This is a genomic window from Paenibacillus sp. J22R3 (assembly GCF_056269305.1).
The window spans coordinates 83,933-105,353 of record NZ_JBWDNS010000011.1 but is presented as its reverse complement, the minus strand read 5'-3'; the positions used below and the strand labels follow the sequence as shown (position 1 = coordinate 105,353).

Sequence of the window (21,421 nt, the reverse complement as noted above, 5' to 3'; positions counted from 1 at the left end):
TAAATATTTTTATTAATTAAATAAAATCTGTGTATGAAAATTCACGATACTCATCTATTTACTAGTAGGTAAGTTAAATGAATTGTAAGCGTTTCCTATGTTTTTATTATTAATTTTTCAATATTTTAGTGAGGACGTGATATGGCTTGATCAGAAAAAGTAAGCGAATGGCTTCCGCACTCCTGTCGACGATGCTGGTATTTGGAGTTGTAACACCTGTATTGGCCAAGCAATCACAACAAACCGACCCGATACGTAAAAGCCAATGGACTGAAGGAGAGATTTCCCTTGACCCATCTATCGAAAATTCAAACACGAATGCCGCACGGCAAGCTTTCATGCAGTTGCCTGCTTTCGGTAGCACACTGCCTGAGAAACCGGAGTATGCCGCTGATCGCGTCATTGTCAGATATCGGTCGGAGCAGAAGTCCGTATTTGCCTTATCACTAAGCAATCAAATAACAGAGTCCAGCCCACTCTCCGTACCTAACGCGGAGCTGCTTAAGCTCACGGCTGGAGCTGATGTACATAGTGTCATCGAAGAGCTGCTTAAGGATCCGAACGTTCTCTATGCAGAACCTGATTACAAGGTGTCCTCCGCTTTGGTCCCGCAAATGATACGTCCGGCTGACCTGTCGAACGAGGCATCCTTTTTAGAAGCGGACGCCGGTCAATCTTCCGTATTGCCGAATGACCCGCTATTCCATGAACAATGGGGGTTACACAATACCGGGCAAGATCTCAATGAAGGCTCGGTGCCTGGCGGCTTGGAAGATATCGACATGGATTTGCCGGAAGCATGGGAAATTACGACGGGCAGCAGGGACGTGACTGTCGCAGTCATCGGCACCGGTGTCAAGATGGATGCTCCCGATCTGGTCGGTCAGTTCTGGACCAACGACAAGGAAATTGCGGATAACGACATCGATGATGATGATAATGGACTTATCGATGATGTGAACGGCTGGGATTTCGCTCACGATGACGACACGTTGTTCGATACGAGCGACGGCCTAAATGATACCTACGGCACGACGATTGCCGGACAAATCGCCGCTGCGATGAACAATAACGAAGGCATTGCCGGTATTGCGCCTAATGTTAACGTCATGCCGCTTAAGGTGGCTTCCGAAGAGCTCGGTTACTTCTCGGATGTCGTGGATGCCATTCACTATGCCGATGAGCACGGCGCCAAGATCGCTACGCTCGGACTCGTATATCTCTACAGAAGCAAACTGGTTGAAGATGCGATCAACGGATCTGATATGTTGTTCGTAGCTCCGGCCGGTGAGAGCCAAGGCTTGACCGGAAAATTAAATACGGATGTACAACCGGTGTACCCGGCGGCCTACCCAAGTCCAAATATGCTGTCGGTTACCGGGGTTAATATTCTAGGAGATCCGGCTTTGGGCGCTGCGATCGGACAAATGTCCGTCGATGTGTCTGCACCGTCCGAACTGATCCTCTCGACAACGCCTGACGTTGATGCCGGTTATGCGGCACAAATCGATAGCGGTACTTATAAAGCGTATTTCAACGGAATTGGGTTTGAAGAAATTCCGATCGAGGACCCAAAATATGCCGGTCAACGGCAGGATATGTTCGATCGCGCTTTGGATTACCTCATGCCGGCGGGCGAAGTCGAACCGACAATCCTCCTCGTCAATGACAGTAAGCGCAGCTTTAACAACGGCGGCGGAGGGGTCGGACCCCTATACGAGAGCGATCCTATGGCCGTTTATGAAGGGCTGCTTCAACAAGCAGGCTACTCCTATGATAAGTTCACGACGGAGGACGAGACCTTCGATGGTCCTGCTCTTGATGGGGAGAAAGGGCTGCAGCAGTACGATATCGTGATCTGGTTCACGGGAACGGCAGGGGCTACCAATGATAACAAACTGATTACGGACAGTGATCAAGCGAACTTAACCAGCTATCTTACCAATGGCGGTCACTTGATGCTCACGGGACAGGACGCGATCGACCAAAGCCCGAAATCTGCCTTTGTAAGGGATGTATTAGGCCTTAAGATCGTCAAGGAAGGCGGGTACATTTTCAAAGGTTGGGGTGTTCCCGGCACGATTTATGAGGGACAAGAATATAAGCTCATGGATTTCTCGTTATTTTACGACACCGTCATTAGCAATAAGCCGGAGATGACCACGGTCAATATCAAGAATAGCAAAGGCAGGTACTCCTATTCCCAAGGTACGTTATACGCCGCCGCCTATGCTACAGGTGTGGCTGCCCTCGTTGGAAGCCAGAATCCGGATATGAGTGCGCTAGATATAAAGCAGCGCATTGTGACCAGCGGAAAATCGCTTCCAGTGTTAAAACCCCTTACAGTAAGCGGGAAACTGATCAGTGCATATCGCGCGCTGTGGAACAAGGACATCCCGGGCATGTCGTTAATAGATACGTCTGTTACGGGCAAGCTCGATCAGGTGAATGATCCGAATCATGTCTACTCCGTAGAACTGAATGCCGGCGAAACGGCAACCTTCACGCTCACGGGCGCAGAGGGGACGGACTTCGATCTTATTCTATACGATGATTCCGCAACGACAGTGCAAAGCAAAGATGGCGCGGTTGCCTATTCTGAAACGGCTGGTACGTCTACCGAAACAATCACTTATCGCGCTACCAAGGCGGGTACGTATTACATGAACATCTTTGCCGTTAAGGACGCGGGTACCTATACCTTGAACGTGCAGTACGGAAATTCGTCGGGCACGATCGAGGACGGCGACACGTCACTTATCTACGATGGTAACTGGACCACACAAACGGGCTCTTCTTATTCGGGTGGAACGATGAAGCAGCTTACCGGAGAGGGCTCCGTCAAGTTCGGCTTTAGAGGAAATCTGTTCGAATGGATTGGCACGAAGAACGATATGCAAGGCACCGCTGAGATCCGAATCGATGGATTGCCTATGGGTTACGCCGAATTGTCCAGCATGACGCCTCAATCAAAGCAATCGTTGTTCAAAATGATGCTGCCTAATGGGCATCACGACGTAGAGATTCTATCCGTAAAAGGTGTAAACCAGAAATTGGCAATAAACGTGGATGCGTTCGTGTTCTCCAGCTTAATTTCGCCGACACATCCTTCCGCCAATTACGAGGGACCTTGGGCCATTCGGTACGGCAAGAAATATGCCGATGGTGTGCAGACCTATACCACGACCCCGGGCAGTTCCGTCGACTTTACATTCACGGGTACGAAGGTCACCGTTTGGTCCTCTACAGGCAGTAACCGCGGCAAAGTGAATATCTACATCGACGGCAAGTCAGTGACGGCAGCGCCTATCGATCTGTACAGTGATAAGATCCACTATCAGGTACCTGTCTTTACGTCAGCTGAGCTCGCAAGCGGCGTGCATCAGGTCATAATCGAGCATGCCGGTGAAGCGAATCCCAAGTCGAGCAACGCCATCGTTACCATCGACGGTCTGGACGTCCTGAACTTAAATTAGCCTGCAAAGCAGCTACTATTCTGAACCGAAATGGGGTACCTGAACGTGAAACGATCACTTCTCAAAAAATCACTTTCGCTCGCAACGGTCTCGGTGCTGGCCGGAAGTATGGTCACGGCCGGCTTGCCAGCCGCGCATGCCGCTCCGCGCGACAAGACATTCATAACGAAAGAAGGGCTGCAAGCCGTAACTCGGCTGCTGCAGCAAGCGAAGCCGGAGGCCGGGATTGATGCGATCCCGGGTGAAGCTTACATTGCCGATGACATCGATACTTCTTCTGCGAAGGAAATGAATGTCATCATCCAACTAAGCGGCCAGCCTGCTGCCGTTGGTACCTATGCCGCGAAGCTCGGCTATAAAACATTGGCTGTGGAAGCAAGCGAAGTTCATGTGCAATCCGAGCAGAACGCATTCGTTCGCAGCGCACAGGCGAGCAGCATTCCGTTTAAGATCAACCGCAGCTTCGATACGGTGCTCAACGGAATGGAAATTACGATCCGCGCTGACCTTATTCCACAATTGGCCAAGCTTCCGGGTGTGAAATCTATTCATAACAATGTCATCTATTACCCGATTGACGAGCCTGACAGCTATCAAGGCGCTGCCGGTTCATCGGATTTCGATCCGGTTCCACTAGAGCAAATTGGTGTTCTAAAGGCGTGGGGCCGCGGATTGACAGGCAAAGGGTTGAAGGTCGGCGTCATTGATACGGGCATCGATTACCTGCATCCGGATCTCAAAGGCAATTATGTCGAGGGCGGTTACGATGCCATTAATCAGGACGACGATCCGTATGAAGATTTACCGGAAAAAGGCTATGAAGACTCAACAGGCTCTATCCATGGAACGCACGTATCCGGCACCATTGCCGGTACTGCTTCCAACCCGACGTCCGTGCATGTGCAGAAAGGTGTTGCCTATGAGGCGGATCTGTATGCCTATAAAGTGCTCGGCCCGGAAGGCGGCACATCCTCCCAGGTTATCGATGGGATCGAACATGCCGTCGATGACCATATGGACGTCATTAACCTTTCCTTAGGGAGCGATCTGGAGAAGGATCCGGATTCGCCTGACTCCATCGCGGTGAACAATGCCGTCTTAGCAGGCGTTGTAGCGGTGGTCGCGAACGGCAATGCCGGCGGCGGCAATCAATATTACTACTCCATGGGATCACCGGCCGCTTCGCAAATGGCGATCTCCGTTGGTGCGGTGACAAGCGATAGCAACCGCGTCCAGGGGACGATTCACAGCGCAGTTGGGTCAGAGGTTTATGACACGAATATGAGTTTGATGAGCTGGACGACGGATAAAGAGAGCTTTAACACCATGTTCGGCACCAATCCGATTCAAGGCGTTTACGTCGGCTTGGGCAGGGAAGATGATTATAAAGGCCTTAAACCGGAGTTCCTGGCTGACAAAATCGTATTCATCTCCAGAGGACTCTCCAGCTTCGACGAGAAAGTGAAGTTGGCAGCCAAGCACGGCGCGAAGGCGGCCGTCATCTTTAATGGCAATTACTCTTCCAGTGATCAGAATGTGCCTGACTTATCGGAAGAAATACTGTCTCGTGACGGCGCGATCGGTCCGCTTGCTTTCCTTGGCGACGGCTACGATTACATTCCCGCATTCGACATGCCGGGCAAGATGGGGCGTGCATTAGCTCGCCAGCTGAAGGCGCATCCGGATCAAAAGTTGCAGTTCACGATGAAGAATGACTTTAAGACGGTTGTGGTAGCCGGTGACCGAATGGCTGATTTCAGCTCCAGAGGGCCGAACTCGGATGGCAACTATGGCATTAAGCCGGATTTGAGTGCTCCCGGCGTGTCGATCTTCTCTTCGATTCCTGCATATGGGCAAGCAAATCCGGATGCTAACTATGACAAAGCCTATGCCAAGTTAAGCGGTACTAGCATGGCTACCCCTCATGTGGCCGGACTTGCGTTGTTGATTAAGCAGGCTCACCCGGATTGGACACCGACTGACATTCGCGCAGCGCTGGCGAATACGGCGGAGGAGATCCATGATGAGAATGGCACGATGTATGATGTCTATTCGCAAGGCGCAGGGCGCGTCAATGTCATGAACGCCATTGACACGCGTGCCATTATTGAATCGATGGACGAAATAACGCTTCGCGACGATAAGATGAACCCGATCGTTATGCCTAGCGAAGGCAGCAGCGTGAGCTTCGGCATGATGAATCCAGGCGCCAAAGAAGCAGTTAAGAAGCCGCTTCGCGTTAAGAACCTCTCGGATGAATCGGTGACGTATAAGGCGAAAATCGTGATGCACCCTTCGGTAACGTCCGATCCGCATCATCCAATCCCGACGCCGAATTCCGGCGAGATCATCATGGGACTTGAGGGGGTCACATCCAACCAAATTACGGTAGGAGCCGGCGGCGAGTTCAATTTCAACCTGACTGCGAAGTCGGTTCCGCGTGCAAAGGTCGGCGTATATGAGGGTGAAGTCTTGCTGGAGAGCAAGGGACTGCCTTCCCTGCATCTGCCCTTCGTCATTCATATTGGCGATGAGTCTGATGATAACGACTTCCTGATTCAGAACCTGACACTCAGCAATACGACGGTGTCCAAAGACGCGCCAATCGACATTACGGCATCGCTTCCGACAGGAGAAATTAATCACTTCTATGCGATGATACTCAACTTGAATAACGAAGTGTTAGGCTTCTTGGCTGAAATCTATGATCGGGATGAATCGGACATTCTAAAACCGATTCCGTCCAACATCATTATCCCTGAATTCGATGGCTCTTATAACTTAGGTATCCTTGTGCAAGATGGCAGTAAAGTAAATGAATATCTTCCGGAAGGGCGGTACAAGCTGGCAGTTGTAGGTAGGGTCATAGATAAGAACTACAATGTCGTCGATGAATCTGTCGCATTCAAAACGTTCTACGTGACGAATGAGTCTGCCGTTGACGAGCCAAACCCGCCGACAAACCCGCCATATACAGGGGGACCGATTATTACCCCTAATGATGAGGCGTACAACAAGGATGTCGCTGCCACCGTCATCGAGAAGGGGCAAACCGGCATTGCAATCGCACCGCAATCGACTTTAAAAGGCACGCAATTGTCTGTGTCCGTCACGGATGCCGATTTGCAGAAAGCGATTGCCGACGCGAAGCAGTCTGTCGCACTCACCATCGGAGCAGCTTCCAAGGACGCTTCCTCCGCACAGCTGCAATTAACGGCTGCGCAGGTGAAGCTGGTGAAAGAAGCCGGGCTGAAGGGGACCATCGTCTTCAACTGGAACGATGCATCCGTCGCATTGCCGCTCCTTGCCTTGGGACAAGGGTCCGATGGAACGGACATCGTAATCACAATCAAGAAAGATGAAGGAAGCAAATCCGAGTTTACGAAGCAAGTAAAAGATGCCACTATACTGGGTACGCCATATGTCTTCGAAGCAAGCAGCCTGAAGGATGGCGTTGCTGCACCGCTTAAACTTAAAGCGGACCAAACCGTGACCAGATCGTTCCTTGTCGAGAGCAGTGCAAGCGCAGCAGGTGCGTTGTACCTTGACGGCGGCCACGTGTATCCTGTACCTGCCAAAGTCACGGCTGCAGGCGAAGGCAAGTCCATCGTAACGATTCGTCGACCGGGCTTCTCGACTTATGCCGCTGCATCGAGGCATGTCATGTTCGCCGATATTGATAAGTCTTGGGCGCATGATCAAATCCAAACGCTTGCGGATAAATTCTTGTTGAACGGCACTTCCGAGCATGCCTACTCGCCGAAGGCTAATGTGACTCGCGCGCAATTCGCGTCGATGCTCACAAGAACGCTTGGACTGCAAACAAAAGCGGCGGTCAATCCGTTCAGTGATGTACGCAACAGCGATTGGTTTGCTTCCGATGTGCTGAGCGCTTACGAGGCAGGACTTGTAACAGGATCGGATGGCCGGTTCAATCCGAACGCAGCCATCACCCGTCAAGATTTGACGGTCATGCTGGCTAGAGCGATCAAGCTGGTTGGACTGCAGCAGTCGAACCAACCGGCTCATCACGTTTACGTGGATGCTGCGCAGTTCAGCGGCTATGCGCAAGAAAGCATTCAAATCGTAACGGATGCCGGATTGATGAGTGGCGTCGAAACGAAAGGCAGCTTCTACTTCCAACCAGCCGGCGCTACGACGCGTGAAGCAGCGGCGAAAGTACTGTACGAGCTGTTGGCGGCATCTGGCCGTATCTAGTTTAACCTGTATGACGGAAGGAGCTGCCGAGATGTTCTCGGCAGTTCCATTCTGATTTATCCAATAGCGAGGTGCGCAACATGGAAACCGCAAAACGTAAAGAGCAACTGCTGCATTTGGCTGAATCGTTGATTCGACAAAAAGGTTACACGGCTTTCAGTTACGACGACCTCTCTAAGCATCTTGGCATATCCAAAGCGAGCATTCATTATCATTTTGTGAAGAAGGAAGACTTAGGTCTGGCCGTGCTAAATCAGATCTATCAGAGACTGGTCGATTTCTCTTCAAAGATGCGAGAATCGAAGGAATCGGTCGAAGAAAAGTTCATCCAATTCTGCCATCTGCAATCCGAACAGCTAGCTGATAATGAGATTTGCCCGATTTCATCGCTGCAAGCGGATTTCGAGCTGCTGCCGGAAACGATGAGACAGAAAACACAGGAGCTCAGTCAATTTGAGCTTTCAGTTATGGATGACTTGATTAATTCAAACGTTTCGGACTCTCGCGACGATGAATCTGATTGTTGTCCGATCGCCCTGGCCATGTTGTCGGCAATTAAGGGCTCCATACAATATCGCCGCGTAAGAGGTGGAAATTCCTTGAAGGATACTTGGATGGGGCTCAGCCGTATGTTAATCCATCCGTAGAGATTGAATCTCGTTTCAACTGTCGTCCATATCAACCTCCCATTTTAGCCGAGAACCTAGATGTTATAGGGCTAATGGGAGGTTTTTTTGTGCTGACATGAGCCAGCTACTGGAAACGATTCGCATTGGCGCGAACACGCGATTCAGTTACAATGATGAAATAAGTTTTGGAGAGAGTCTATCCTCACCGGGGGGGCAGTGCCCATGTTCAAGATGCTCATCGTTGACGACGAACAGTTCGAAAGAGAAGGCGTGAAATTCCTTATCGACAAATATGATTTGCAGCTTGAAATTCATGAAGCGGATAGCGGAGAGAGTGCACTTGCTTTCATGAAGCAGAACCATGTGGATATTTTATTTACAGATATCCGGATGAAAGGCATGGATGGCCTTCAACTGGCCGCCACCGTTCGGGAACTGGCTATCCCGGTTAAAGTGATTTTCATGAGCGCCTACGGAGATTTTGAATACGCGCAGAAGGCGATTGATGTGAATGCGATCCGATATATTCTGAAACCGGTTCAAGTCAACGAATTTCTGAAGGTCATCTCGCAAGTCATCCACATGTGCGAGAAGGAAAAGCAGGAAGAGGAGCGGCAAGAGCAGCTCGAGAAGGCTTATGGGCAAGGAATCATCCGTCATGAGAAACAGAGGCTGGTTTCGCAGTTGATTCACGGGGAAATTGACGATCTCCAGCACGAGTCATTCGAATTGCAGGCTCCGATTCCGATGTTTAACGGTTCCAACCCGCTGCGCATCGTTATTTTGGACGCACGCAGTCGTGTTTTCGATTTATCTGATCTCGATCTCGAAAGCATGATCAGCGAATGTGTACAACGGCAGCATGAAGGGTTCAATCTCAATGAATTTCAGAGCTTGCTTTTCATGGAGGTTCTGGACGGGGATACAACCGCTGATATGGAAGAAATCGGGAACCGTATCGTACAAGAATTCAAGAAGAAGTACGATACCGACCTTTTTGCAGCATTTAGCGGTCCGATCGAGAACATCGGCAGCCTTCGGGTCGCCTATAACGAGATCGAATCGATATTGGAGAGCAAGTTTTTCTATGATAAAGGTGCCGTATTAATTGCAGAAAGCGCTTGGATAGACGGGCATTCGTCCGACAGCGTGGAAGAGAAGATGTCGGAAATCGCAAGAGATGTGGAGCGCAAGGATTTCCAATCCGCGCGCATGCGATTTGAGAAATTATATGAGCTGCTAAAGGCCGGAAAGCAGATTTCCTCGATTTATTTGAAGTACAGCTGCATGGAAATTTTGAAAATGATGTTCGACTATGCGCCGAAGAAAAACACGGAGCAGTTCAAAAAAAACCTCGAACAGATCTATAAATCGAACAAGCTGAGCGAGCTTTGCATGCTGATGATATCCACGCTTGAAAGCTGCGAGACGACAGACGGACAGACGGCTGATTCGAACAACCGCAAGGTGACGGAATCCATCCTGCGAACGATTCATAACGAGTATAAGCGGGATTTATCCGTCGAAGAGCTGGCGGAGAGTGTATATTTATCTCCCAACTATTTAAGTCATTTGTTCAAGAAACAAGTAGGCGTCAGTATTATCAAATACATCACGAATACGCGAATGAAGAAAGCCAAGGAGCTGCTTGCCGAAACCAACAAAAAAGTAGCCGACATCAGCGAAGAGACGGGATACTCCAATATGGCTTACTTTTGCTCGTTGTTTAAGTCCCATTTTGGAATGACGCCGACACAATTCCGGGAAGAGCTTGGCGTATGATCAGCAGAATCGTTCATAAATGGAATGGTCTGCGTCTGAAACCGAAGCTGTTTCTGTCTTATTTGTCGGTCATCATCATTCCGATCCTGGTACTCGGCATCTATTCCTACTGGCAGTCCAAGCAGCTATTGAACACGCAAGCCGAGCAAGCATTAGACCGCAACGTGGATACGATGGCCGGCTATTTTAATTACAAGGCGGAATTGTACAACCACACGGCAAACATCATTCTAAACAACAGCAAGATCCAGCAGATCATTAGTACCCCCTATATGGACTTTGTGAATCTCTACTACGACCTGAACCGATACTTCTATCCGAATTTCAATCAAATACGGATCGGTAACAAAGAAATCAACCAATTGACCGTGTATACGGAGAACGACATGCCCGAGTCAGGATACGCCATTATGTCTGCCCGGCGATTGCCCTCGTTTGCTTGGTATAAGGAGCTTGGACAAGGAGACGTAAGGCCGGTATGGATCCGACACTCATCCGACCTGTACTTTATCAGTACGTTTCCGCGTCTGCTCGTGAATGGTCAGAACGACATCCTCGTCATGCAGATCGATATGAAGGATCTATTCGGACGAGTTGCCGAACTGATGCCGGGGAACGGGGTCATCGTGACCAATGCCAAAGGCGGCATCCTCTATTCGAATTCCAAGGAATCCGTTAAAGCATTCCGATTAAACAACTTGAATGACGCTGATATTATCCATGCGGAAAGCGGAACGGTAGAAATCAGCGATCAGAAATTACTTGTGCTCAAGAAACAAATTCCGGAGTCGGGCTGGTTGATCTACACCTATGTGCCGGTGAAGAACGTATCGTTGAACGCCGATAAAATTTTGACCGCAACGTCCATCGTCGCCGGGTCTTGCATTCTGCTTCTCCTTATCCTCATAACGGCGATGTCCAACAATCTCATGAAGCGGATTCATACGCTCGTCTCCTGGATGAAGCGGGTGGAAACCGGGGAGTTGGACCTGCAGGTGCACACGGGAGCGAAGGATGAAATCGGCGAGTTAATGATTCGGTTCGGGCATATGCTCAAAAGGCTCAATGAGGTCATTCAAGAGTCGTATGCGAGCAAAATCATCCAGAAGGATGCCGAGCTGCGCGCGCTACAAGCGCAAATCAACCCGCACTTTCTGTATAATACATTGTCGTTTGTCAATTGGAAGGCGCTGCGAAGCGAGGAGCATGATATTAGTCACATCGTCGTCTCGTTGTCGAAGTTTTATCGAACGGCTCTGAACAAAGGCGGGCAAATTATTACGGTCCGGGAAGAGCTTGAGAACATCAGGTCTTACTTGGAAATTGTGCTCATCATGAAAAATTACAGCTTCGATGTCGTGTACGAGATTGATGAACAGGTTTATGCGCATAAAATGATCAATCTCGTCTTGCAGCCGCTCGTAGAAAATGCGATCCAGCATGGCATTGACAAGAAAGACGAAGGCCGAGGACAAATCAAACTCATTGCTCGCATAGAGGCAGACACGGTCGTATTTACTGTAGAGGATAACGGATCGGGGATATCAGAGGACATGATCGGAAATTTGCTTACGGTTCAGTCTTCCGGCTATGGCTTGAAAAACGTAAACGAACGGCTTCAGTTAAAGTTCGGTGACGATTACGGAATTACAATAAGCAGCACGATCGGTGAAGGTACGATTATGAAAGTTACCATACCTCTGTCGATAGAGGCATAACGATTGAAGCATGCTGACTCTGTACCTGATCTAGGGTACGGAGTTTTTTTGTAAAAGTACGTAGAAAACTGATAAGGATCGAAGATATGTGATAATTACGACCCCTGGGCCCGCTGTTATGATAAGTACAAGTAAATAAAAGCGCTGTCATGACAACTGGTGCAAGGAGGTTAAGCCCGCAATGGCTATCGCCGCTTCGAGGAAATCGGCCGTTAAGAATCAGAAATGGAGCAATTGGAGAAAGTATCGCGTTCTGCTTCTGATGATGATACCTGGAATGATTTATTATGTTGTATTCAATTATTTTCCTATGTATGGTGTCGTTCTTGCTTTTAAGGATTACAGATTTATGGATGGGATTATGGGAAGCCCGTGGGTTGGCCTTAAACATTTCGATAAGTTATTCGCCGACCCTTATTTCTACACGGTGCTCAAGAACACGCTCATCATTAGTTTCTATAAGCTGTTGTTTGGCTTTCCGGTTCCGATTATTTTCGCTTTGTTATTAAACGAAATTTCGAATGTGAGATTCAAAAAAATCGTGCAAACGGTGTCGTATTTACCGCACTTCATCTCATGGGTTATACTCGGCGGTATTTTCTTCTCCATTCTTTCTTGGGAAGGGCCAATAAATACGCTTATCACCTTGTTCGGAGGCACCCCCAACCTGTATCTGGCCGATGCCCGATATTTCCGGACGGTGCTCGTCATCACCCATATCTTCCAAAGCTTTGGCTGGGGTTCCATTATCTATTTCGCGGCGTTGTCCGGCATCGATACGCAAATGTTCGAAGCAGCTGTTCTGGATGGAGCCGGTCGATTCAAACGGATGTGGTACATTTCCATTCCGATGATTGCTCCTGTCGTAGCGATCATGCTGATCCTGTCCATGTCAGGTATATTGGATGCCGGATTCGACCAAATTTTCAATATGTACAATGTCAAAGTTTATAATGTGTCCGACATCATTGATACGTATGTTTACCGAAAAGGATTGGTGGATATGAGTTACAGCTATGCTACGGCGGTCGGATTATTCAAGTCCATCATCGCGCTCATCCTCATCTTTGTCGTAAATAAGATTGTCAAAATGATCGGTCAGAAAGACAGCGCGATATGGTAAATGTACGTTTGGTTGGAGGTGCTTCGTTGTGATTGCCGTGAAGAAGACGCAGGGCGAAAAAAGCTTTGACGTCATTCTATATCTATTCATGTTGGTATTATTGGTGGTTACGCTTTATCCTTTCTGGACGCAAGTGATCATTTCGATGGATGGTGGAGGGGCGAAGAGCACAGCATACGCTTCAGGTCTCGTGTTATATCCAGCCAAGTTCACGCTTGAAAGCTATAAGCTGGCTTTTCATTACGATGCTTTATGGTACGGGTATAAAAATACCGTTGTGCGTACCTTGCTTGGCGTATCCTTGGCGGTTGTGTTCACTTCCTTGACCGCGTATCCGCTGGCGAAGAAGGACTTGCCGATGAATCGTGTTTTTACCGGGATCATCTTGTTCACGATGCTATTTGGCGGCGGACTGATCCCTTCCTACCTATTGATTAAAGGACTCGGCATGTATAACACGATATGGGCGCTTGTCGTGCCGGGTATGATCAGCGCGTTTAACGTGCTCATCATCCGCAATTTCTTCCGCTCCCTGCCGGAAGAGCTCGAGGAATCCGCTCGCGTCGACGGAGCCGGATATGTGAGGATATTCTTGCAGATCGTGATTCCGCTATCCAAACCGGTGCTTGCAACGATTGCCTTGTGGGTTGCAGTGGGCCATTGGAACGCATGGTTCGATAGTTTGATCTACATCTCAGATCCGAATCACCAAGTGCTTCAGGTCATCTTGCGCAAAATCATTATTGATAACAATACGTCAGGCTTGATGCTAGCCCAGCAAAATTTAACCCATCATTCCGAATTTTCCGGCAGGCAGCTTCAAGCGACAATGATTATGTTCTCGATTATTCCGATGCTGGTTATCTATCCATTCGTACAGAAGTATTTCGTAACAGGCGTCATGGTTGGTGCTGTTAAAGGGTAAACCCGCATCATGCGGATGAAGCCGTTAATAGATAGATAGATACATATCATGGGAAGGGTTGATTGTGAGGATGAACAAGAAATTTAAAGTGCTGGTTTATGGAGGCGCAAGTATTTCTTTGCTGGCGAGTTTGCTGGCAGGCTGCGGCACGAGCAACAACAACAGCAGTGGCAACATCAATAGCAGCAACAACAGCCAGGCCTCGGATTCATCGTCGAACAATGCAGCGGCGTCGAATTCGGCAACTACGGAAGATAAAACGGATCATCTGACCTTCTGGGCGTATTATCCGGATCAAAACAAGGTGGATTCACCCGGGGTAACCGCACTTGCTAAAAAATTCAATGCTGAGATAGAGCTCGTTCCGACAAGCGGCGACACGTACAAAGAAGACGTAAACTTGAAAATCGCTTCGGGCAACATTCCGGACTGGATTAAAGAGCCGGCTCCGACAGACTATATGAAGTTTGTCGATCAAGGTGTCGTTGCGGAAATTCCGCAAGATATGATCGAGAAGTATATGCCGAAATACGTAGAATGGATCAAGCGCTTCATCGATAAAGACGATCCGTTCAAATACGTTCGGGTAGACGGTAAAATTTATGGTTTGCCGGGCATTTGGGATATCGGTATCGACGGCCAACAGCTGGGTTTCCGTGAAGATTGGCTCAAGAAGGTAGGTATTAACAAAATACCGGAAACGATCGAAGAAGAGGAAGCAGCTTTGACGAAATTCCGTAATGAAGATCCGGACGGAAACGGCAAGAAGGATACTTACGGTCTGACCGCTACTGCGGAATCGCTGGACATGATGTTTAGTTCCGTATTCGGTGCCTATGACGCTTATCCGGGTATCTTCCGCGAGAAAGACGGGAAAATCGTTCGCGGCGAAATCGAGCCGGGAGCTAAACAAGCTTTGACTACGCTTAACCGTTGGTATGCAAACGGACTGATCGATCCTGAGTTCGTCGTGAATAAGGGTAACAATTTCGAGGATAAAATGTTAACCGGAAAAGCCGGCGCAGCGGATTACTACTGGTGGGTCTATTATCCGGGCAATGCATTCCTCGGAGGCGAAACGTGGTATGACAAGCTTCACAAAGTAGATCCAAACTTCAAATGGCTGACTGAGGGCGGTATTAAAGGACCGGAGGGCAAATTCGGTATTTCCCAATCCTCTCCAAACAATGCATCCGGTCTCATGTTCGGCAAACAGCTTGCAGATGACCAAGAGAAATTAGGTAAGTATCTGCAGATTTTCGAAGCGACTCAGTTTGAACCGGAATTCTATGAGCTGCTCAACTTCGGGGTTAAAGGTACGCATTGGCAGCTGAACGAACATGGCGTTGTCGAGTATATTGCTCCTTATGATAATGAAGATGAGCGCAAGAAGCTCGGAATCGCCGGCGGCTATTCGATGGCTGGATCGTTTAACGATTACGATTTCCAAACCTCGTATACTGCGGATAAAGATCTTCGTCCAATTGCACAAGAAGCAAGAGCAAAAGGTGTCAAAGTATATGACATCCTGAACGCTTACCAAAAACCGCTTTATAACGAAAACAAAGACCAGCTTACTCAGTTCACGCTGCAATCCTATATCGATTTCATTACGGGCAAAAAGCCGATTGACGATTTCGATAAATTTGTTGAAGATTGGAACAAAATGGGCGGAGAGAAAGTAATGACGGAAGCTCAGCAAGTTTACGATCAGAACAAATAAGAATCGGTTCATGAGGTATGAACGGGCATCGGGGTTCCGGTGTCCGTTTCTCTATTTATTGGAAGGAGAATGAAGAATGAAAATTAACGCAGGCGCATGCACAGTTGTACTGAATGAAAGAGGAGAAGTTATCGGCTTGACCTCAGCTGCATCAAGCAAGACCTATACGAACGCGAGTTACGCGGCACCGCTCATTCGAATTTCGATCAACGGTCAGATTGAACGTCCTGTTTCCGCTCAATATGGGGACTCTACCGCGATATTCCATTTCGGAGACTCCGGCGTGAAGGCTGAGGTTGAGATCGTAAACAAAGAGAAATATGTCACATTCGAGTTGAAACAACTATCCGGTGATGGAGTAGATGCAGTCATTTGGGGTCCGTTCTTAACGTCTTTGTCTGAGTCTATTGGAGAGTCTGTCGGCGTTGTTCACGATGGCGAGTTCGCCATCGGAATCCAAGCCCTTAACTGGAAAACAATTGGCGGTTGGCCTGTCGAACTGGAGAACCTCGAATTTGCCAATCAACCGTATGAAGATAGCAAGTTCGAATACGACAAAAGCACGGCATGGCCGACAATCGAAGGAAGTCTGTTACAGGCTTATACGCGAGATCGCACGAAGGCAGCGCGTCGTCCGGCGTGGAACTTGAAAGAAGTCGAAGTGCCTGCGCTAAGTGGAGAAGAGGCGCTAATTTGCGGGTCCAAAATCGCGTTGTTCGGCTGTGCGGCGAATGAAGTGCTGGATACAATCGAGGCGATCGAGCTTGGCGAAGGGCTGCCGCATCCGATGATCGATGGTGTCTGGGGCAAGAAGTCACCGGCGGCGACGCAGTCCTATTTAATTACGGATTTCTCTGAGTCCTCCGTAGAACAAGCGGTGGATTATACGAAGCAAGCGGGTTTGAATTATGTGTACCACCCGGATCCATTCACGCAGTGGGGACACTTTGTACTGAAGCCGGGAAGCTTCCCGAATGGTGATGTGGGGATGAGAGCTTGCGTTGCGATCGCTGCAGAGGAAGAGGTTAAGGTCGGCGTACATACGCTCTCCAACTTTACGACGCTCAATGACTCGTACGTGACCCCGCTGCCGGATCCACGGCTTCAGACGGTCGGAGCTGCACGATTGGTCGAGCCGATTGATGCTTTAATGACGGAATTGACGATCGACAACCCTGAGCCGTTTCGAATTAATTTGTTTCGGCAAACCGTCATTATTGGCAATGAGCTGATCGAATACGAGAGCGTTTCGCCGTCGGCGCCGTGGAAATTGCTGGGCGTTAAGCGAGGCGCGAACGGAACTTCAGCTATAGCACATGAGAGCGGTTCTGTTATAAGCCGGTTGTGGGATCATCCCTATGACGTTTTGTTCCCGAACATCGAGCTTCAGGAAGAATATAGTTTGAGAATTGCAGAGCTGTTCCAGAAGACGGGACTAAGGCAAATCTCTTTCGACGGACTCGAAGGTTGTTATGCGACCGGTCATGACGATTACGGCGTGAACCGCTTCGTCAAGCGCATTTATGATGGATGGGATGAAGATGTCATCAATGATGCAAGTATCGTCGTTCCGAATTATTTATGGCATGTTTTCACGCGTTTCAATTGGGGCGAGCCATGGGGCGTCTCGACTCGCGAAGGCCAGCTGGAATGGCGACTTAGCAATCAACGTTATTTCGTTCGTAACTTTATCCCGTCCATGCTCGGTTGGTTTCTCGTACGATCTGCTTCGGATCGGTTTGAAGCTACATCACCTGATGAAATCGAGTGGGTACTGTCGAAGGCGGCGGGCTTCAATGCCGGCTTCGCGCTATCGGCTGATCAGGCGGTGCTTCAGCGCAACGGTAATATTAATGCCCTTCTGGATGCGGTTAAGCAATGGGAAACGGCTCGTCATGCCGGTGCGTTTACGCCTGCGCAGCAAGAGCGGATGCGCGATCCGAAGAGCGACTGGCATTTGGAGGCCTTGGCATCTGGCATCTGGCAGTTGTACCCTGTCCATATTTCGAATCCACTCGTCTGCAGTACGGAAGAGCTGCAACCCGGTCAGCCGGGCGGCTCGGATTGGGCGTTTTACAATAAGTTCTCGGAGCAGCCGCTGCGATTATGCCTGCGCGTATCGCCATCCTATGGCAACGTGGACGCATCGGTAAAACGGCCAACCTTCTATACAGGCGGGGAGTACATGACATTCGATACCGAGGTGCGCGCGAATCAGTATCTCGTGTGCGACGGAGATCGAACCGGGAAAATTTACGATATGAACTGGAACTTAATAAGGACGGTTGAAGCTTCTACAGATGCGCCGGTTGTGCGGAAAGGCGGACAGACGGTGTCGTTCAGCTGCAAGTTCGAAGGCGATCCTAAGCCGGTGGTGAGTGTCAAAGTGGTTACTTGGGGCGAGCCGGAATCCGTGCGAAGAGGGAATACACCATGATGATAGTGGAGGCAAATGGTTCCGATACAGTGGTGTTGTTAGAAGATAGCCCTATCTTAGGCGACGGGGAATTGGCGTTTACGCTGACACCGCTCAATGCCGCAGGCAAAGTTGGTGCAGTTATTCGCTATACGGCACCGGATAGTTGGATCTTCATCGGCTGCGACACGGCGATGGACCCGTTCGGCAGAAGTACATGGATTTGGGCCGCGCCTTGCGGCAAGCAAGGCGTACTGTATAAAACAGATCCGTTATATGAGGGCAAATCTTATCGCGTAGAGATCCGTTTTGTCGGTTCGGTTCTGATGCTCTCCTTGGATGGATATCCGGAATATCATGGCGATATTCCGGATTTGCAGACCGAAGCGGGAGCCATCGGCTTCCGTGCTTGGGCGAACGGAGAGGGAGAAGAAGGGCACGCTCATCTTGATGAAGTGATGGCGACTGTCCTAGACGACAAGTACCGTTCGGACAGTTTTGTGCAGGATGAAGCTGACGATGCAACTGAGGCTGTGCCATCGTGGAAGTTGGAATCCGATCTGCTGGAAGTGGATTTGGATACCTCCTTCCCGCGCGTGCTGCAGTATCGTTGGAGAACAAACGGTGCTGTGCTATTCGGACAAGAGGATCGGTTAATCTATGTGGATCTGAACGGAGAGCGGTATATTCCTGCCGTTTATTTGGAATCGAAGTCTCAGACCGTTGCTTCGTATCAACTTGTTTTCGCGTCCATTCAGGTTGAGATGGTCGTTTCTTTCGTTCTATCCGGAGCAACGCTTGAGATGAGAATGACCGATATCCAAGAAAAGGGCTCGTTCCGCATTCGCACGATCGCCATTCCTGATCACGGGCTCGTTTCGGTTCGCGATACACAAGAATGCGCGCATGTTGCATCCTCCGAAGGGATCAAGGGCGACGATTTTGCAGGTGCATCCGAATGGCGTGTGTCGGGAGCACCTGTATATCGCGCGATTGCGATTGTGAATACGAAGCAATTGGCTGCGAGTGTAGTCGGGAACATGCTGCACAACCGCAGGCGATTGTGTGTGCAAACCGTGCAGCGAAACGGATACAAACGGACTGCTGTCTGGAATGCCTATTGGACTTATCGGGGACCGGATATGGAAGTGATCGGCGAGCCTTGGTCGAAGGTCGTCCTAACGGACGACCGGAACAGCGATGGCATCGTCGATTGGCAGGATGGCGCGATTGCAGTTCGGGAATTGCAGAAGCCAATCCCAGGGGCCGAATTACTGAGAAACAGCTATTCGCATATTGTTATGAATTTTGCCAGCATGGCTCAATTTCCGTTTCTCCGAATCTTGGACAATATTAAGAAATTTCACTTATACACGGACGGGTTCGGACAACTAATCGAACTGAAAGGCTATCAAAGTGAAGGGCATGATAGCGGGCATCCCGATTACGGCAACAACTTCAATGAACGGGCCGGAGGAGCGCAGGAGTTGAATTTCCTGGCAGAACGAGCTCGTGATTTCGGAGCGGTTATTGGCGTGCATATCAATCATAGCGAAGCCTATCCGGAGGCGCGCTCCTACTCGACTTCACTCGTCACGAGCACGCCGGGATGGAAGTGGTTGGACCAATCCTACTATATCGACAGGGAACAAGATATTCTATCCGGTGACTTCGATCGGCGTTTGGATGAGCTGAAAGAACATGCACCTCATCTTGGTTTCGTTTATGTGGATACTTATCGGGATGAACATTGGGCTGCTTGGCGGCTGGTTAAGAAGCTGCACGGAAACGGGTGGACAATCTGGACGGAGGAAGCGGATGCGCTTGATTCGGATGCCGTATGGACACACGATTCCACAGGCGACAGCCGCATTTCTAGGTTTATCCGTCACACGGACAAAGACGTTTATGCGGAAGATATCTTGTTAAAAGGCGGCTATGCAAGGTACAGGGATAACGGCTTCATGGGGTGGCAGCGGGAGCGGGATTTAAAGGCGGTCATACGTTCCTTCTTTACGAAGCAGCTGCCCTATCGGTATTTGATGCATTTTGCGATCATGAATTGGAAGGACTCGGAAGAGGTTATCTTGGAAGGCAACGTTTCGTCTAGGCTGGAGGAAGGCGTTGCGGTCATACGCAAGAATGATCGAATCATCGCGGTCGGTGATACCGTCTTTATTCCTTGGGATCCGATCGGGGAAACGAAAATTTACCACTGGAACGCCGCCGGCGGGGAAACTGTCTGGCAGCTTCCGGATAGCTGGCCTGTCGACGGGGTAGTGAAGCTGTACCGATTAACGAATTTAGGGCGCGAATTTGTTCATGAGCTGCAGGTTGTTTCCGGTTCCGTCACAGTGGCAGCAGAGGCTTGTACGCCATATGTTCTTTATAAGTCGGAAGCGCCTCCGGTTCCCAAGATGGCATGGAGCGAGGGCAGTCCGGTAAAGGATATGGGCTTCGATAGTCAAGGGTTCGACTGGTGGTCGAAATCATCACAGTCGAGCAATACGGACCATATCGCGATTGCCGAAACGAGCTACGGTCAATCTTACTTGCGAATTAGCGGGAATAACGGCGCCGATGGACGGGTTTACCAAGCGCTCTCCGGACTAACCCCAGGCAAGTGTTATTCTGCTTCGGTATGGGTGGAAGTGTCAGAGGGAAGGAAAGCGGCGATTCGTATCGACGGCTATGAGGGATTGGAACTAACACGAACCATTAGCCGAACGGCAGTCGTCAATTGCGATGTGGATTCAGATAAGCGGGGTACGTACTATCAGCGATTGCAGCTTCGATTTGAATGGCCGCATTCCATGGATGAGCATGAACCGGTACTATCTCTTCTGGCAGAACAAGGAGAGCCGGATTCCTTTGTCCATTTCGACGATGTGCGAGTGAGAGAGGTAGGTTCGCGTACGCAGACGAATCATTACTTCTATGAAGATTTCGAGCATGTCGACGAAGGTTGGGGGCCGTTCGTCAGCGCCAATCCCAAAATCGGCAAGACGCATCTCGCCCAATTTCATGAGGGCTATACGGAAGATACCATAGCAGGAGAATGGTCGCTCAAAACGATGGATGAACTCTCCGGAGAGCTGTTACGAACGTTGCCATCCAGGCTACAGCTTAAGCCGAATCATAGCTATAAGCTGACATTCGATTACAGGTCGGACAATGAAGCTCAATATTCGATTTCCTTGCGGACGACGGATGGAGGCCCATCGAGTGAAGTCTACACGGCGCCGCTTCAGAAGGGACTGCATCCATTTACTGCAGAGCTGGTAACCGGGCCATTCACGGATTACTATTTGGCCATCGTTCGCAACGACGTTAGTAAAGGTTCGTTAGTGATCGATAACGTTACCGTCGACGAGCTGACGGAATAATAAAATGTCTGGTTGAAGGAGTCTA

Annotated in this window: 10 protein-coding genes; all 10 read left to right on the top strand. The window is 49.5% G+C overall.

The features are described 5' to 3' along the window. Positions 1–191: 191 nt before the first annotated feature. Positions 192–3,476, top strand: coding sequence for a S8 family serine peptidase (locus AC0YN4_RS29840; RefSeq protein WP_475837508.1), 3,285 nt, complete (start codon positions 192–194; stop codon positions 3,474–3,476). A gap of 45 nt (positions 3,477–3,521) precedes the next feature. Beyond that, complete coding sequence (locus tag AC0YN4_RS29835; RefSeq protein ID WP_475837507.1) at positions 3,522–7,694, top strand: S8 family serine peptidase; 4,173 nt, start codon at positions 3,522–3,524, stop codon at positions 7,692–7,694. A gap of 80 nt (positions 7,695–7,774) precedes the next feature. After that, on the top strand, positions 7,775–8,341 hold the full coding sequence (locus AC0YN4_RS29830; protein WP_475837506.1) for a TetR/AcrR family transcriptional regulator: 567 nt from the start codon (positions 7,775–7,777) through the stop codon (positions 8,339–8,341). A 204-nt stretch (positions 8,342–8,545) separates the two neighbouring features. Continuing rightward, the gene (locus AC0YN4_RS29825) at positions 8,546–10,105 is read left to right on the top strand and encodes a response regulator transcription factor (protein WP_475837505.1); all 1,560 of its coding nucleotides are present in this window, start codon (positions 8,546–8,548) and stop codon (positions 10,103–10,105) included. Continuing rightward, positions 10,102–11,823 (top strand): sensor histidine kinase, encoded by a 1,722-nt coding sequence (locus AC0YN4_RS29820; RefSeq protein WP_475784574.1) that lies wholly within the window; start codon positions 10,102–10,104, stop codon positions 11,821–11,823. The genes AC0YN4_RS29825 and AC0YN4_RS29820 overlap by 4 nt, the downstream gene beginning before the upstream one ends. A 181-nt stretch (positions 11,824–12,004) precedes the next feature. Beyond that, on the top strand, positions 12,005–12,946 hold the full coding sequence (locus tag AC0YN4_RS29815) for an ABC transporter permease (protein WP_475784573.1): 942 nt from the start codon (positions 12,005–12,007) through the stop codon (positions 12,944–12,946). A gap of 88 nt (positions 12,947–13,034) precedes the next feature. Next, the gene (locus tag AC0YN4_RS29810) at positions 13,035–13,871 is read left to right on the top strand and encodes a carbohydrate ABC transporter permease (protein WP_475837504.1); all 837 of its coding nucleotides are present in this window, start codon (positions 13,035–13,037) and stop codon (positions 13,869–13,871) included. A gap of 70 nt (positions 13,872–13,941) precedes the next feature. After that, positions 13,942–15,594, top strand: coding sequence for an extracellular solute-binding protein (locus tag AC0YN4_RS29805; protein WP_475837503.1), 1,653 nt, complete (start codon positions 13,942–13,944; stop codon positions 15,592–15,594). A gap of 76 nt (positions 15,595–15,670) precedes the next feature. Further along, entirely contained in the window at positions 15,671–18,031 is a 2,361-nt protein-coding gene (locus tag AC0YN4_RS29800) for a hypothetical protein (protein WP_475837502.1), read from the top strand. Continuing rightward, positions 18,028–21,396: an endo-alpha-N-acetylgalactosaminidase family protein gene (locus AC0YN4_RS29795; protein ID WP_475837501.1), complete on the top strand. Its 3,369-nt coding sequence runs from the start codon at positions 18,028–18,030 to the stop codon at positions 21,394–21,396. Before AC0YN4_RS29800 ends, AC0YN4_RS29795 begins: the two co-directional genes overlap by 4 nt. Positions 21,397–21,421: the final 25 nt, after the last annotated feature.